The organism is Verrucomicrobium spinosum DSM 4136 = JCM 18804 (assembly GCF_000172155.1).
GTDB lineage: Bacteria > Verrucomicrobiota > Verrucomicrobiia > Verrucomicrobiales > Verrucomicrobiaceae > Verrucomicrobium > Verrucomicrobium spinosum.
This window is the reverse complement of record NZ_ABIZ01000001.1, coordinates 519,117-534,923: the sequence shown is the minus strand read 5'-3', so window position 1 is coordinate 534,923 and position 15,807 is coordinate 519,117. Positions and strand designations below refer to the sequence as shown.

At 58.5% G+C, this 15,807-nt stretch carries 12 protein-coding genes; 8 read left to right on the top strand and 4 right to left on the bottom strand.

Annotation, left to right across the window (positions count from 1 at the left end; all coding sequences use genetic code 11):
- Positions 1–11 precede the first annotated feature (11 nt).
- The 4 genes from VSP_RS38785 to VSP_RS01970 all read left to right on the top strand — a co-directional run bounded on the left by VSP_RS38785 (position 12) and on the right by VSP_RS01970 (position 5,698).
- The gene (locus VSP_RS38785) at positions 12–2,165 is read left to right on the top strand and encodes a GspE/PulE family protein (protein WP_009958376.1); all 2,154 of its coding nucleotides are present in this window, start codon (positions 12–14) and stop codon (positions 2,163–2,165) included.
- A 5-nt stretch (positions 2,166–2,170) separates the two neighbouring features.
- Positions 2,171–2,638, top strand: a complete 468-nt coding sequence (locus tag VSP_RS01980; RefSeq protein WP_009958375.1) for a response regulator — start codon at positions 2,171–2,173, stop codon at positions 2,636–2,638.
- 53 nt (positions 2,639–2,691) lie between these two features.
- Complete coding sequence (locus tag VSP_RS33415) at positions 2,692–5,202, top strand: ATP-binding protein (protein ID WP_009958374.1); 2,511 nt, start codon at positions 2,692–2,694, stop codon at positions 5,200–5,202.
- A 100-nt stretch (positions 5,203–5,302) separates the two neighbouring features.
- On the top strand, positions 5,303–5,698 hold the full coding sequence (locus VSP_RS01970; protein WP_009958373.1) for a DUF2721 domain-containing protein: 396 nt from the start codon (positions 5,303–5,305) through the stop codon (positions 5,696–5,698).
- Positions 5,699–5,725: 27 nt separating this feature from the next.
- On the opposite strand, the gene VSP_RS01965 is transcribed toward VSP_RS01970, so the two are convergent.
- A complete protein-coding gene (locus VSP_RS01965) occupies positions 5,726–9,982 on the bottom strand; it encodes an NACHT domain-containing protein (RefSeq protein ID WP_009958371.1) in 4,257 nt (1,418 codons plus the stop codon).
- Positions 9,983–10,583: 601 nt separating this feature from the next.
- Here VSP_RS01965 and VSP_RS01955 point away from each other — a divergent pair.
- From VSP_RS01955 to VSP_RS01945, 3 genes are read left to right on the top strand one after another with little or no spacing between them, the layout of a single operon-like run.
- On the top strand, positions 10,584–11,315 hold the full coding sequence (locus VSP_RS01955) for a hypothetical protein (RefSeq protein WP_009958369.1): 732 nt from the start codon (positions 10,584–10,586) through the stop codon (positions 11,313–11,315).
- 8 nt (positions 11,316–11,323) lie between these two features.
- A complete protein-coding gene (kefF, locus tag VSP_RS01950; protein WP_009958367.1) occupies positions 11,324–11,929 on the top strand; it encodes a glutathione-regulated potassium-efflux system oxidoreductase KefF in 606 nt (201 codons plus the stop codon).
- Positions 11,930–11,944: 15 nt separating this feature from the next.
- Complete coding sequence (locus VSP_RS01945; RefSeq protein ID WP_009958365.1) at positions 11,945–13,840, top strand: monovalent cation:proton antiporter-2 (CPA2) family protein; 1,896 nt, start codon at positions 11,945–11,947, stop codon at positions 13,838–13,840.
- Between the two features lie 28 nt (positions 13,841–13,868).
- On the opposite strand, the gene VSP_RS01940 is transcribed toward VSP_RS01945, so the two are convergent.
- Both VSP_RS01940 and VSP_RS33410 read right to left on the bottom strand, forming a co-directional pair.
- Positions 13,869–14,468, bottom strand: a complete 600-nt coding sequence (locus VSP_RS01940; protein ID WP_009958364.1) for a Maf family protein — start codon at positions 14,466–14,468, stop codon at positions 13,869–13,871.
- Positions 14,469–14,487: 19 nt separating this feature from the next.
- Positions 14,488–14,709: a YgdI/YgdR family lipoprotein gene (locus VSP_RS33410; protein ID WP_009958363.1), complete on the bottom strand. Its 222-nt coding sequence runs from the start codon at positions 14,707–14,709 to the stop codon at positions 14,488–14,490.
- A 150-nt stretch (positions 14,710–14,859) separates the two neighbouring features.
- On the opposite strand from VSP_RS33410, the gene VSP_RS33405 reads away from it, so the two are divergent.
- The gene (locus tag VSP_RS33405; RefSeq protein WP_009958362.1) at positions 14,860–15,363 is read left to right on the top strand and encodes a class I SAM-dependent methyltransferase; all 504 of its coding nucleotides are present in this window, start codon (positions 14,860–14,862) and stop codon (positions 15,361–15,363) included.
- 18 nt (positions 15,364–15,381) lie between these two features.
- Here the strand turns inward: VSP_RS33405 and VSP_RS01925 are convergent, their stop codons facing one another.
- Positions 15,382–15,696 carry an HU family DNA-binding protein gene (locus tag VSP_RS01925; RefSeq protein WP_009958361.1) on the bottom strand — a complete coding sequence of 105 codons (315 nt, stop codon included), beginning with the start codon at positions 15,694–15,696 and terminating at the stop codon, positions 15,382–15,384.
- Positions 15,697–15,807 lie beyond the last annotated feature (111 nt).

The window sequence follows — 15,807 nt, the reverse complement described above, 5'->3', positions numbered from 1 at the left end:
GAACCCGCACCATGTCTGTTGTTTCCTCACCTGCATCCCTCCGCTTCGCCACCGGGGCACCCGCCCCGGGCCCAGACACGATAGGGGCGAAAGAGTCGCTGGTGATGACGATAGAAGGGGTGGCCCTCCAGCATGGGCTGGTGCCGGTCAATCTCCTGCGGGAAAGCTGCCCGCCTGAGGCCGAGCGCCTTCTGAGGAAGCTCGGGCGGATGCCTTACACGGCCGATCCCTGGCTGCCGGTGGCCACCCTGGGCCCGCTGCTGGTCATGGCGCACTTCAATCCGAAGGCCACAGACCTGTGGGGGGTGCCACACGCTCTGGCAGTGCGGGTGCTGATCTCCAAGGATCAGTACCAGAAGACGAGACAGGACTTTGCCAGCCGTTGCCAGCAGAATCCCATCCCGCAGGAAAATCCCCTGGAGAAGCTGGAAGTGCCCCGTTTGAGCGAAGTGGGGCTGGATGTTGCATTTGAGTGGCTTCTAAAACACTACCCCTACGAGCCCTCGGACGCGACCCGGTTGCGCGGCTTTCATTCTGCTTTGCGGGAGAAGAAGACCGTCCTGAGTGTGGCCGACTTCAACGGACTGCAACGCAATCTGGGGGTGGCCCTGCGCTACCTCACCACGGATGGGAAAGCACAGGTGTACAACGCCCAGGAGGCCCCGCGACAGCAGCTCTTCCCGCACCATCTGCTGGAGCGCTTCAATGTCTATCCACTGTATGCGGGCCGGCATTGCGTCTATCTGCTCAGCGAGACACCGGACAACTATGCCTTCGAGGACGAATGGCTCTCTCTGGGCAACGAGGCGGGCAAGATCATCCCTGTGCTGGCGGATCCAGCAGCCATCAGGGAGGCCATCGCACGCGCCGCCGCCAACTTCGATCCCAACTCGGTGGCGAAGGTCGAGGAAACTCACCTGGCTGAGCGGGAGGAAAGTGATGTGGTGGAGATCAGCGCGGAGGACATGGGGCGGGTGAATCCCCAGAACCCCAACCACTCTGCCGAGGAACTGATGCACTGGGCCCTGTTTACCTCGATCCGGTGCCGCGCCAGCGACCTCCACATTGAGAAGTTTCACAACGTGACACGCTTCCGGGCGCGCATCGACGGCAATCTGAAGGTCATCCTGACGGCACCAGAAGAGCTGCTCTCGCGGTTCGTCGCACTGGTGAAGAACTACTCCAACATGAGCCAGACGCGCCAGGAGGCGCAGGATGGCCGCTTTGCCATGCGCATCGGCCGGCGCAGGCTGGACGTTCGCGTGGCCGCCGTGCCGACGCGCCGGGAGTTTCAGAAGGTGATCATGCGCTTTCTGGACAAGCAGGACGGCGTGCGCCACCTCAGCGACTTCAACCTCAGCCAGCGCCAGCAGGACATCTTCACCCGCGTGATGCGCCGGGACCAGGGCCTGGTGCTGGTGACCGGCCCCACAGGTTCAGGTAAAACGACCACCCTCTACGCGCTGCTCAACAGCGTTAACGAGGAGAGCGTGAACATTCAGACCATTGAGGACCCCATCGAATACGAGGTGGAGGGCATCAACCAGACACAGACCAACCCTGTGTACGGGCTGGATTTTGCCAACGGCCTGCGAGCCCTCCTGCGGGCCGACCCTGACATCATTCTGATCGGGGAATCTCGTGACACTGAGACCGCCCAGGCAGCGGTGAACGCCTCCCTCACGGGTCACCTGGTGCTGACCACCCTGCATGCCAACGACTCCCTGAGAGCCGTTTCCCGTCTGCTTTCCATGGGCGTTGAGAAGTACCTCCTCGCAGATTCCCTGGCGCTCAGCCAGGCCCAACGTCTGGTGCGGAAACTTTGCGGCTACTGCAAAAGGCCGGTGGCCGCCTCGCGTGAGATACAGGAGCATCTCTTCAAGCAAGGTGCGATCACCCACGCCCTCACCCAGCCGGTGTACGAGAGTGTGGGCTGTGATGAGTGTCACGGCACAGGCTACAGCGGCCGGCTCGCCCTCATGGAGCTCTGTGAGATCAACGATGAAATTCGTGATCTCATTGAAGCCGCAGCCCCCCTCTCAAGTTTGAGGACGGCCGCTCTTACTCATGGCTTCCGGACCCTTTATCAAGAGGGGCTGTTGCAGTTCCTTGCTGGCAACACGACAATGGACGAGATCCGCTGTCTTTCCTATACTGCCATCTGACCTGCATGAACCTTGCCAACTCCCCATCCAACGACGCTGAAAGCGCCGTTTCCCTTCCTGCGTTCAGAGGACGGATCCTTCTGGTGGACGATGAACCCGTGCTGCGAGCGCTCGCCAGCACGATACTGACTTCCCACAAGTGGGAGGTGCTCAGTGCGAGCAGCGCGGAGGAAGCCTCCCAGATACTCAAATATTGTGTGCTGCACCACTCGAGGGTGGACCTGATCATTCTGGATCTGGTGCTCCCCGGCGGCATGTCCGGCATGGAGGCGCTTGAGGCCCTGCGCAACATCCAGCCCGGCACCCCGGTCATCGCCTGCAGCGGTTTTTTTGTCGATGAGGAAAGCATGACCAGTTGCCGGCAAATGGGTTTTGACGATGTGCTCCCGAAACCGTACACTCCCCGCATGCTGGCCGACATGGTGAACCGCATCCTTCCCAACGCCGTCGCCTACCACGCCAGCATCCAGTAATGAGGAAATAGCACGTACCGACCCCCGACCGCCCTCAGGCGTATAGTTCATTCATGGCCCCCCGTATCAAAGCACTGCTGCTGAGCACAAGGTTGTTGTTGTTCACCTTGATCGCTCTCGTTCTGGCGGTTGCAGCAGCAGGGACCGGCTTTGTGTGGCATGAGCTGGACTCCGCCCGCTCCGCCCAACGCACCTATCTGCTTGGTCTTGCGTTCACGGGCGCTGCGGAGCTCAAGCGGTCACTTGGCGCAGAAGCCTCCACCAACATACCAGAACAAATCCCCTGGGAGGCTGAAGAAAACCTCCGCCAGGAGCTGATGGACCTCCAGGGCCCACATTCGCTGACGAGCCTGGGCACTTTTGCTGAAGTGGTACGTTACCTCCCGGAGGTGGCCGCCAAGGAGAACCGCTTCGGCACCTCTTCCAAATTCACGCTGTCTGGCTCGGAGCAACTGGCCTCACCTGAAGACGCTGAGGTCGGCGTGATGGAAGCCCTCACGTTGGTCTCGGCAGGCCTGCCCTATGCGGCCTCCTCCCGGTTCATCAGCAACAGCAAAGGCAACATCGCCCCGGCAGAGTGGATCGTGGCCGCAGCCCCCATCAACCGCGCGGACGGTACTTTGATGGGCACCATGGTGGTGGAGCAGCCCATGTACAATGTGAGGCACCTGCTCTCCTCCCCCAAACTGCTGGCCGTACTCTCCATTGCAGGTGGCGCAGGTCTGCTCCCCGGTCTCTTCTTTTCACTCTACATGGGGCGTCGGCTGGGCAAGCGGGTGCGGGACATCACGGAAGGCCTGCTCGCCCTGCGCCAGGGTCTGCTGACCCATCGCCTCCCTCAAAAGGGGATTGATGAAATCGCCGAGGCCCTCCAGGTCTTCAATGAAACGGTGGAGCACCTTCAGATTGAGGAGGAGCGCAAGCAGAAGGTCATCAGCGACTCCCTCGCCGCGAAGCGACAGGCGGAGTCCGGCATGGCCGCCAAGGCGGACTTCCTGGCCAACATGAGCCACGAGATCCGCACGCCGATGAACGGCATCATCGGCACCACCTCCCTGCTGCTGGACTCCCCGCTGGACAACGAGCAGATGGAACTGGTGCGCATGATCCGCACCAGTGGCGAGAGCCTGCTGCACCTCATCAATGACATCCTGGACTTCTCCAAGCTGGAATCCGCCCGGATGGTGCTGGAGCGCCTGCCGGTGAGCCTGGAGCGGTTGTTTCATGAGACCATGGGCATCTTTGCCTTCAAGGCGGCGGAGAAGGGCGTCGAGCTCAACTACCACGTCAGCGAGAACATCCCCCGCCATATCACGGGTGACTTCCAGCGCCTGAAACAGGTGCTGGTGAATCTGGTCGCCAACGCCGTCAAGTTCACTGAGCGCGGCGAGATTCTCGTGGTGGCCCAGCCGATCGTGCGCAAGCTGCCGGACGGCAGCGAGTACACGCTGCTACAGGTGTCTGTACGGGACACCGGCATCGGCATTGCCAAGGACAAGCTTCCCCTGCTCTTCCAGGCATTCACCCAGGCAGACACCTCTACGACCCGCAAGTACGGCGGCACCGGTCTCGGCCTCGCCATCTGCCGGAAGCTCTGCCGCCTCATGGGCGGGGAAATCAGCGTCACCAGCGAGTTGGGCGGTGGTTCCAACTTTTTCTTCGAAGTGCCCATGTCAGCTGCCCAGGATGATGCCGAGGCGCTTGAGGAGGAAACCCGCTGGGTTCACACCCTGCGCGGCCGCCAGGTGCTTGTTCTTTCCCAAAACCAGACCACGGCCAGCATCCTCACCCATAGCTGCCGCCTCTTTGGCATGACCGCCCAGGCCCGTGCGCTGGATCCGGGAGCCAATGTCGAGGATCTCCTCAATGGAGCTCCACCGTTGATCATCCTGGACCTTGTCACCCCGGTTCGTCACCTGGTGGAGAAAATCGCCAACCGCGCCTGCTCCCTGAACATCGCCACTCTTGGCCTGGTGTCCCTGGGGCATGAGCAGGTGAAGCAGACGCTCCAGTCTGCCACGGGTCCCCGCTCCCTGTTCATCCACAAACCGGCAGGCCGTCGGGAGCTCCTCAAGGCCCTGGCCCAAGTCACAGGCATCGACGTCAAGCCTTCCGTGTTGAATCTCCCGGAAAGCCCCGCCGCGCCCGAGCGCCAGACTTTTGCCCAAGATCATCCCGCCCGCATCCTGCTGGTGGAAGACCAGCCCATGAACCAGAAGCTGGCCAAGATGATGCTCAACAAGCTGGGCTATCTGAACGTGGACATCGCCGAGAACGGGCGCGAAGCCGTGGACATGGTGGTGGACGCCACCTACGACCTGGTCTTCATGGATCTCCAGATGCCCATCTTGGGCGGCGAGGATGCCACCCGGGAGATCCGGGCGAACTTCCATGTGAAACACCAGCCGGTGATCGTGGCGATGACGGGGCACACCCTGAGCGGGGTGAAGGAGTCCTGCATGGAAGCTGGAATGAACGGCTTCCTCTGCAAGCCGGTGAGCCTGGAGGACCTGCGCAACGCCATCTCCGGGAATCTCAACAGCGGCATGGCCCTGCGGAGCTGACCGTTCCGGGCAGGAAACCGGCATTGAGGCACGATTCCCGCTGGCATAAGCTGTAGGGCGGACGGTTCTGACCAGAACCAAGCCGCTCATGCCACGTGTTATGACACTCACCACCCCCGTCCTCATCTTCCCGGCCATCTCCCTCCTCCTGCTGGCCTACACCAACCGGTTCCACGGCCTCGCCAGCGTGGTGCGGGCTCTGCACGCCAATTACAAGACGTCTGCAGACCCCATCTACCTCAAGCAGATCCACAACCTGCGTTACCGGATCAAGCTCATCCGTGACATGCAGTTCTTCGGCGTCCTCAGCATTCTGATTTGCACGGTATGCATGCTCCTCCTCTTCTTTGGCTATGACACCGCAGGCAAGATCCTCTTTGGACTCAGTCTGCTGACCATGATCACCTCCCTTGTCCTCTCTTTGATTGAAATCCAGATGTCCGTGGGGGCACTGGATCACCAGTTGAAGGATCTGGAGAATGGATGTGAGGAGTGAAGCTGCGGGTGCGATCCCTGATCGAATTCACCCCTTCGGGGCGGCATTCCTGGATCTCCCCTTCTTTGAAGCAGTCATGCGACCCTTTGAATCTTTGGGAGCAGACAGCCTTCTCCGGCAATCCAAGACCATCGCCCGAACTTGGAGGTCGGCCGGGCCCTTTAGTTTCTTCACCAACTTTTGAAGAACCTTTTCGTCCTGTTTTGGGGTTTCACCACCCAGGAAACTGGACTTGTGACCAAACCATCCAACGACGTAGAGCCCGAAGGATGTTTGGTGTTGAGGCAAGTAGCGGTCAACAAGCTGCGTCTGGATGTCAGTTTCAACGCTAGGATTGTGCGCCTTTTTGACTTCGATGATCACAGGTCTGATGTGCGGGAGTTCCACTTTGATGTCAGTGCGGTCCCCGGTGATGTGAACCGCTTGCGCTTCGCAATTTGCGATCAGCTCACGACCTCGTTGGAACCACCCAGTCAGCGCCTTCGAAAGATCGGTTTCATGCCTCTCCGTGCCATTTTTATTCCAAAAGTAATCTTGTCGGAGCTCAATTGAATCATGCTCAAAGCGTTTGATCTGCTCGACGCAGAAGTCCACGAGATCTTCCTCACACCGGATCAGTCTGGCGTCAGAGAGACGGACCAGTTTGAGCAAAGTCGCTGGGGGAACAGGCTTGAATTCGGATTCCGCATTAGAAATCAACGCTGAACCTTTGCTGAACGCGAATGATTCCCGCAGTGATTGCGACAATTGAGCCATGACTTTTTTGGACCTACCCTCCGGAGCCGGCAATGCCGCGTATGTACGCTCAACAAGAGCACGCACTTCCCCCAACGTATCTCCACCAGTTAGGAATCGCTTGTTGATTCCCGATTCAGATTCCGGTGAAATCGTCGCCAACAAAATATAAAGCTGCTCCAACTCGTCCACTCCTAGCCCCTGGAGCAGTTCATTCTTTGTATCCCTGCGCATATGCCACGAGCCGAACGCATCAGCATTTTCCTCAAAAATCGTGCGAGCATTTTCCAACGATTGAAAATGCAAGACCGCCTGCCCCCAAAGCTGCCCACGGGTGCGAAAGGCAGCACAGAAAATGACTGCTCTTTGCAATGCAGATAGCTCGCCCCCCTGCTGCAAGGGAATTCTGAGAAGCTGCGAGGCCAACATGGATTTTGCAGCGACAAAATCCACGGCCACCAAAAACCGGCAGGCCGACTTATAGGTTCCTGGATAGATGTCAGGGTGATTGAGAAAGGAAACTACTGTTGCCGAAAGCTCACCACTCCAACAATGCTCAAAGTATCGCAATGCGCTGGCATTGCTTTTCAAATTGCTATCGATCTCAAGGCGTTCTGATAGCGCACTCACCACCCCGCTGGAATTGAACTTAAGCAAAGTCGCTGCAATCTTCACATCTCCAGGCGTACTGTTCCTTGGCTGCAGGATGAAAGCACGAGTCCAATTTAGCGCCGCATGTCGTGCGAGGTGACTATCTCCTTCCAACTCGTCTGCCAGCAGCCCGAAAGATAGACATGCCGCATAGCTGTCATCTGTGTTTCGCCACACACTATCTTTTCCTTTTGGATCGGTTGAAGCCGCAAGCCATGTTCTGGCTGCATCACGCACGAGCCGTTGCTCATCATTGAGCAGGACGTCCCAGCGTTGTGAGTTCACAGCGTCTTCAAACAGCCCCGCATCAGATCCGTGGACCCAGTGCAGCACGTCAAGCATATGACGGAAATCACCGTCACTTAGCTCACCTATGGCCAGCCTTATTCGATCCGCGGTGATTTCGTCTGTAGCGGAATCCACAGTTTCTCGGGAAAATTCCTTCTGCTTGGCCGATTGCTCTTCGCGATAAGCTACAAGCGTTTCATGAATATTCAGACCCGGGCGACATGGCAACAGTGCATCTCGAAGCTCTGAATTGCTCACGTACACTTCCAGGAGGCGTGGCAAGACCGACTTTCGATCTTCTTCATTGAAGATTGAAAGCCGAATGCACTCCGCCCAGTGCGGACGACTTGTCATTGGTGCCGCCTCAAACTCATCAAGGAGCAGCCTCAGAGGAACATGACGAAGCCCCAGCATCTCCTTCACACTCCACACATCCTCGACAGAACCTGGACCTTCATTCAAATATAGGTGAAGAAGGTCAACTCGCATTTGCCACTGTTCGTCAGGGCTCTCCTCCTCTTCTTGCCATGAAGAATCGGAGAAAGGCAGTCTGATGGAATGCAGAACACAGCTTTCGATCAGGGCGATCATAGCTTGCCTGGTTGCAACTTCATGCAACTGGTTCATCGCCTCGAAAACAACTGCCTTCGCTAGCTTCCAGTGCCCTGACCTTGAAGAACACCAACGATTTGCTGCAAGCCTAGACAGCAATACCGGGACATCACTTCGAGACAAGATGTTAGGTAGCTTGTCTCGAAGAAACCGTATGTATGAGCTCGTATAGTTGTCAAAAACGGGCGGAGTGAGCCATTCGGCAACATCAGAAACCTCGCGGTACTTCGGCACCAAATGCTCAAGCGCCAGACCTTTCAGGTCGTCCAAATCATCGGGGCCCATCTCTTTCCGTACCAGGCGGACAAGCCTCTCCTGAGTGTCCGGGTCGAGATCGTCGCGCAATGGCAACAAAACATGAAGCGCACGACAGACATCCCTCCTCAATGTTTCGTCCCCCCCCCGTTCAAGGAGTTCCCATAGTGCCGGCTCCACCTCAAGTAAGCGGCACCTCTCTGCTACTTGTATGGCAAATCGCCTTGCCGATGAATCCGCGCTGGCATCTCTAATCACCTCCGAAAGACGGGACGCCATCCCAGGAAAGGCGAAGGACGGCGTCAAACGGTCGATCTCGCGAAAAGGGAGAGCATCGTAGGATGAAACTCTGGCCAACAAACGTTGCAGCAGCTCACCCTTTTGTGTGGTCGAAAGCTGGGTCCCGTCTGCACGGAGGAGTATTTGAGGATAGTGGCTCAACAACCACTGAAACCACTCCTCATTCATCACAGAAGCCCATGCTGCGGTTTCAGTCAGTTGCGGAGGAACAGCTTCCCGCCAATCGACATGGACCGTAAGAATCTCCTTCAGGGCAGTTACGCTCAACCCCTTGACATACTCTGCCGCAAGAAATTCCGCATACGCTTGATGAACGAATCCGCGGTTCTTCACACCATGTGCCGTGAAGAGTCCCGTTCCAACTACATGCTTGATCTGCCGCAGGTTCAATTCGGATGGTGCCCCTGTTGTGGCTGACCATTCCATCTGCTCACCTTCAGGCCCAATGATGTCACTGGATGTAAGCTCGTCGCGACTCGGAAGATCGACCGACAATTGAATCGACTGACTTTGCTTGAAAACCTGAAGAGCAGCGATGCGTCGGGCGATCTGGCGGGTCGTTGTCGCCGACAATAAAGAGTCAGATTGTTCGTCCCTCGCCGAGTCGAGTAATCTGGTTACAGAGTCATTGTAGAGTTCCTTGGCTGAAACGGACAATTCAAGTCCATTGGCATGCCGATGAAGGAGCGGTTCCAATGTTAGTGGCCATTGCGCATGCACCTCCGCTCGCATCTCCTGTATGGCATCAAGGAATTCCTTTGGATTCTCTATGCCTATCGACGCAGCGGCCTCACTTACGTCGCTACGCTGGAGGGGACAAATCTCAAATACGCCTTCCCCCAACGACTGCCCCCATCGGGCCAACAGGGACTCCCCGAGCGAGCTGTCCCAATCGGAAGTACGGCACCCGAGGATCAACCTCACGTTTGCTAGATCGCAGCTCCCAAGTAAACGAGAGAGCACAGCCAATGGTTTACCGGATGGAAAGCGAATCTGATCGAAACCATCAATCACCAATACGATTTTTCGCCCCTCCTGTTGGGCCTTTTCCCATTCAGGATGTCCAGTACTAATTTCACGTAACGCCCCGCTGTCATCGATCGCATCCGCACCGTAGGCGAGCAGGCATACCGATTCATCTTCTATCAACCTCTGGCAATAGGCGTAGATTTCGACGGATTTGCCGGCACCTGGAGCGCCACAGAGAATCAGTGCACGATGCTGTCGACTCAGCTCGTCCAGGGATCTGCAGTTGGGATTGATCTCGCTATCTGGAGTGGCCAGAAACCCGCCGCGCTGGCTGCCATCCAATTGCCCCAAGTTTTCAAGGCTGATGGGCGTCCCAAACGGGGACCAAAGTCGAGTCCACCCAACTCGCCCCTTGCTACTGCCAACTGTGGCAGAGAAATAGCGCGGTATGGGGAGTTCGTTGGACGCAGGCATGAGTAGTAGAATATAACGAGCAGGACGAACGCTTGCTCAAAAATAGTTTGTGATTCGCGAATTGCGAATACTATTCAGCTATGCTTCTCAAGCCGCAAGACGCGCTCCTAGCCCTCAAGTTTGCCGCGGATCCGGCTGGAAATACCTATGCAGAGCTAGCTAAATCGTTGGGCCTGAGCGTTTCAGAAACTCATGCAGCAGTGAAACGGGCACAACGATGTCGTCTTCTAACTCGGGAGTCACATCCGTCACTCGTTCTTCGAAACCTTCAGACTCTGCTAGTTCACGCCTTGCCCCTCCTCCTGCCTTTGGAAAAAGGAGCTCCAGCCAAAGGGATGCCAACCTCGTACGCCGCAGAACCTTTTACCAACCAGTTGCTAATGGAGTCATCCAGTATGCCTCTGGTTTGGCCGGATGCTGCAAGCGATGTTCTGGGCACCGCCGTTACCCCGCTCTACCCCTCTGTCCCATTTGCGGCCAAAGCAGACCCCAAGCTCTACGAGTGGCTGGCATTGACCGACTCTCTCCGAGGGCAAGAGCCCCGAGCACGTGAACTCGCCATGGTCGAGCTAGAGTCAAGACTGCGAAAACTTCACACGCGATGAACATCGACCAAGACAACATCGCATCGGTCCTTTCAGAAGCTGCCGAGGTCTTCGAAGCAATGGAGAAAGAGGGCCGACTGCGTTTGGTTTTTCTGGGCGGGGCAGCTGTGCCGTTGTATGCCGACACCCTTACATTCGACGGGTTTTCTGCAACCAAAGACCTGGATGTCGTGACCTCGATTGTAAGTGACCGAGACCGGGAGTTCGTAGAGAACACTCTGGCACGTCATGGTCTTGTCCGGGACCGCGACTCTGGTATGACTTCCGCAGGAAGGGCTCTTCCTTTCCGATGGTGGTTTCAGATGAAGATTCAGGTGGACATTCTGTCCACAGACTTTGACTGGGGAGGCAATCACAATCGCTGGTTTCGACTCGCGTGGCAGGGGGCGCTTCGATTGACGTTGCCTTCAGGCAAGGCGATCTGGCTGGCTCATCCTCCTTCCTTCATTGGAGCCAAGCTGGATGCGTTTAGAGATCGTGGGGTTGAGGATTATTATCACGCCAAAGACCTGAGAGACATTTTGGCAGTTGTCAGACGACGTGCCCGACTCCATGACGAAATCTTGGCGAGCGATCTTGGGTTGAGAAATTTCATCGCATCAGCCTTTCACGAGCTTTCGAGACACCGGGACTTTGCACTCGTACTGGCTGAAGTTTGCAACGGCGATTCCGAGTCGGAGGCGTTGCTCCGATCGAGAATCGGTGCCTTGATCAAGCAAATCTGGTAGAGAAAGTTATGAAACGCATCCTCCTCGTCCACGCGCATCCTGCCATTCGGAGGTCTCGCATCAACAAGGCGCTGCTGGCGGCGGCGCAGGGGGTGGAGGGCGTGACGGTGCATGATCTCTACGAAGAGTATCCGGACTTTCACATTCAGGTGGCGAGGGAGCAGGAACTGTTGCGGCAGCATGATGGCGTGGTTTTTCAGCATCCCTTCTACTGGTACTCCACGCCCGCCATCTTGAAGCAGTGGGCGGATCTGGTGTTGCAGCACGGGTTTGCCTACGGGGAGAACGGCCGGGAACTGGAGGGGAAGTTCTGGATTCAGGCCATCTCCACCGGGGGCATGGCAGAGGCTTACTGTGCGGTGGGCTACAATCGCTTCTCCATCCGCCAGCTGCTGGCACCGCTGGAACAAACGGCCACTCTCTGTCGCATGCAGTTTCTGCCCCCGTTTGTGGTTCACGGGACCTTTCAGCTCTCGGAAGCCGAGCTGCAACAGCACGCGGATCACTACCGCCACGTGCTCACCCATCTGTGCAGCGATGCTTTTGAACCTGGCAAGGTGTTGGCTCATGATTCGCTCAATCTTGCGGTCCCTCTTCCCCAGACGCGCTTCTGACTCCCGCCCATTGCCATGCACCTTGATTCCTTTCTGGCCCAGGCCTTCATCTATCTTTGCGCGGCCGTCATCTCGGTGCCGATCGCCAAAAGACTCGGGCTGGGCTCGGTGCTGGGCTACCTGCTGGCCGGGGTGTTGATCGGGCCGTTTGTGCTGAAGTTTGTGGGCCGTGAGGGTGGCGACGTGATGCACTTTGCCGAGTTCGGCGTGGTGATGATGCTCTTCGTAATCGGGCTTGAACTGAAGCCGCGCCTGCTCTGGCGGTTGCGCGGACCGATCTTGGGAATGGGTGGCGTACAGGTCGCCGCCACGGCGTTGTTGATTGGTGCGACGGCAATGGCTCTGGGTCTGCCGTGGAAACAGGGGCTGGCCCTGGGCATGATCCTGGCCATGTCTTCCACGGCCATCGTCCTGCAATCGCTGGCGGAGAAAGGCCAGATGAAGAGCGAGGCGGGGCGGGCCAGCTTTGCGGTGCTGCTTTTTCAGGATATCGCAGTCATCCCGATCCTGGCCATTCTCCCCTTGTTGGCCGTGGGCGGGGCACCAGCGGTCGTGGATCCCCACCACGGTGCGGCGGCGGACGCAGTGCCAGGCTGGCACCAGGCGTTGCTCACCGTCGGGGCTGTTGCTTTGATTGTCGGCGGCGGGCGCTTCCTCATCGGACCGCTCTTCCGTTTTGTGGCCAGCACGAAGCTGCGGGAGATCTTCACCGCCACGGCGCTGCTCCTGGTCATCGGCATCGCGCTGCTCATGCAGAGCGTGGGACTGAGCCCGGCGCTGGGTACCTTCCTGGCAGGGGTGGTGCTGGCAGAAAGCGAGTTCCGCCACGAGCTGGAGTCTGACATCGAGCCCTTCAAAGGGCTGCTGCTGGGCATCTTCTTCATCGCGGTGGGTGCAGGGGTTGATTTCAGCCTCATCGCGTCCCAGCCGCTGATCATGATCCAGGCCGTAGCGGGTCTGCTGGGGCTGAAGATGCTGGTGCTCTTCATCGTGGCGCGGTTCTCACGCCTGCCGGGCACGGACACGAGTCTCTTCACGCTGGCACTCGCGCAGGGGGGGGAGTTCTGCTTCGTGCTGCTCTCCATGGCGGATGCCGGGCACATCCTGCCTTCCTCCATCACGAAGCCGACGGTGGCCGTGGTGGCGCTCTCCATGGCGATGACGCCGCTGCTCCTGCTGCTGCATGAGAAGGTGCTCCTGCCCTGGTTGCTAAAATCCCAGCAAGAACGGCCCATGGACGAGATCCCTGATGAGGAGAACGCAGTGCTGATCGCCGGGTTTGGCCGGTTCGGTCACATCGTGGGCCGTCTGCTGCGCGCGTACGGCATCGGGGCCACGGTGCTGGACATGGACTCTGATCAGGTGGATCTGCTCCGACGCATGGGATTGAAGCTGTTCTACGGCGATGCCTCACGCCCTGATCTGCTGGAGAGCGCGGGTGCCGCCCGGGCCAAGCTGATTGTCATCGCCATCGACGATGAGGCGAAGGCGCTGCAAATCATCGACACCGTCCAGCATCACTACCCGCATCTGGCGATTCTGGCCCGCGCCTCGGGCCGCTTGCACGCTTATGAGATGGTAAAACGCGGGATCGAGCACATTTACCGCGAGACGCTGGGCAGCTCCCTGGACATGGCGGCGCAAACGCTGCGCACACTGGGCTACCCTGCGCATGAAGCGCTCCGGGCCACGCGCCTTTTCAAGGAGCTGGACGAACGCAGCCTGCGGTCCATGGCGGACGTCTGGTACGAGCACAAACTGGGTGCCGCCTATGTGAACGCGGCGCGGGACCAGATCGAGGAAATGGAGAAGCTCTTCGCTGCGGACATGAAGGGTCTCAGCAAACCGGACGGAGGCTGGGATACAGAGGCGCTTCGACGCGAAAACGAAAAACCCAGAGGCGGACGTTGACGTTGACTCCTCGTGTCCCCGGCGTGCCTCAATCAACAGAGGGATTCAGGAAACCAGCCAGCTCATCCTGCAGGCGCTCCATGGGGAGGCCTTTGACATTGGACCAGGAGCCTTCGACCCGCTCGATGATCATGGCGCTCTCATCCTGCACGGCATAGGCACCCGCCTTGTCGAGCGGCTGGATCTTCGAGTGATACTCGCGAATGACCTCCTCCGTGAGAAGCTTGAAGGTGACCTCACTGATGACTGGGAAGGCATGCTCCACCGTGCCCCCTTTGGCCAGGACGGCCACGCCGGTGCAGACGCGATGGGTGCGCCCGCTGAGACGTCGCAGCATGGCCGCGGCGTCCTCCATATCACGCGGCTTGCCCAGGGGCTTGTCATCCAGATAGACGAGGGTGTCTGCGGCCACCACCACGGCGTCCGGCCGGGAGGCGGCGATGACCCGCCCCTTGAGCCGGGCGTTCTCCATGGTCAGAGCCTCACAGGTGAGGGACTCGTCATGAGCCTCCTCCACCTCGGGCACCAGCACCTCAAAGACATAGCCCGCCTCCTCCATCAACTCCACCCGGCGGGGGGAGCCTGAAGCCAATACCAGCGGAACAAGATGGCCAAGATTCACATTCATCGTCAGCAACTGGGGGGGGTCAGAGCTCCTGCATCATCAGGATCTCATCACTCCGAATGAGCGCGTCCCGGTCATTCAGGCTCCGGAATTTGTAATATCCCGTCTTCTCGTTGAACTCTGGCCGGCTGGCCGTGAAGTACTCACGCCCGTCCCGCAAGGTGATCTTGTACGGGGAGGAGCCACAACCGGACACGAGCAAGGTGCCGGCACACGTTAGGAGAACAACGAGGCGCGATTTCATGGGCTGACCTTGTTCTGATAAAACCATTCGCACGCCCCTGCAACATTGGATAGCGTGACTTGAATGTCGTGGAGATTTTTTCAACAGTTCTTAACCAATTGGCAGACCACCGGGGCGATCGCGCCCTCCTCACCGGCACTGGCACGACGCATGGTCGAATGCGCCCAGGTGGCCAAAGCCCGCTCCGTGTTGGAGCTTGGGCCAGGCACGGGGGCATTCACCACGGCGATCGATGAGGTGCTCCCGGAAGGAGCCAGCTACCTGGGCCTGGAGCTCAATCAGACCTTTGTGGACCAACTGCGCCAGCAGCATCCACGCATGCGGTTTGAGGCAGCTCCCTGCCAGGAGTTCGACTTTGCAGGCTCCCTGGGGCCGGACTGTAGCTTCGACAGCATTGTGAGCGGCCTGCCGTGGACCAACTTTCCCGCAGGGCTGCAGGAGGCGATCCTCGATCACGTGCTGCCCAGGCTACGACCGGGCGGGGTGTTTGTCACCTTTGCCTACGCGGGGTTCCACATGCTGCCACAGGGTCAGCGATTCCGCGCGCTGCTCAAAGAGCGCTGTGTGGAGCTGCGGACCAGCTCCACGGTCTGGGGCAATCTGCCACCCGCCTTTGTCTATGAGGCGGTGGTGGTCTCCCGGCCTGAAGCTTGAGCCCGGCCGGCGGATGACTCAGTCCTCCGCCACGTTCGTGGGGGGCACGGCTCCCACCTGGGCTTTCATTTCCTTGCCAGGCTTGAACCGGACCACTGTGCGCGGCGGGATCTGCATCTCTGAACCTGGCTTGTTGGGATTGCGACCAATCTTGGGCTTCGTCACGCGCACCTCAAAGGTGCCAAAACGACGCAGGGTGACTTCGTTGCCCTTCGCGAGCTCCTCTGTGATGAGGTCGAGGGCCTGTTGGAAGAGGTCGAAGGCCTGACTCTGCGTCAAACCCGTACGGTTGCTCAATTCTACCACCAGATCACGTTTGGTTACGGTTGACATAAGCCTGTAACAGGTTGCTTGGCTGATTTTCGAACGGCAGTCAGGAACTTTTGCAGATCGCTGGTCGTGAGCAACTCATAAACCAGCTTTCCAAGGGTCTCCAGAGAAAAT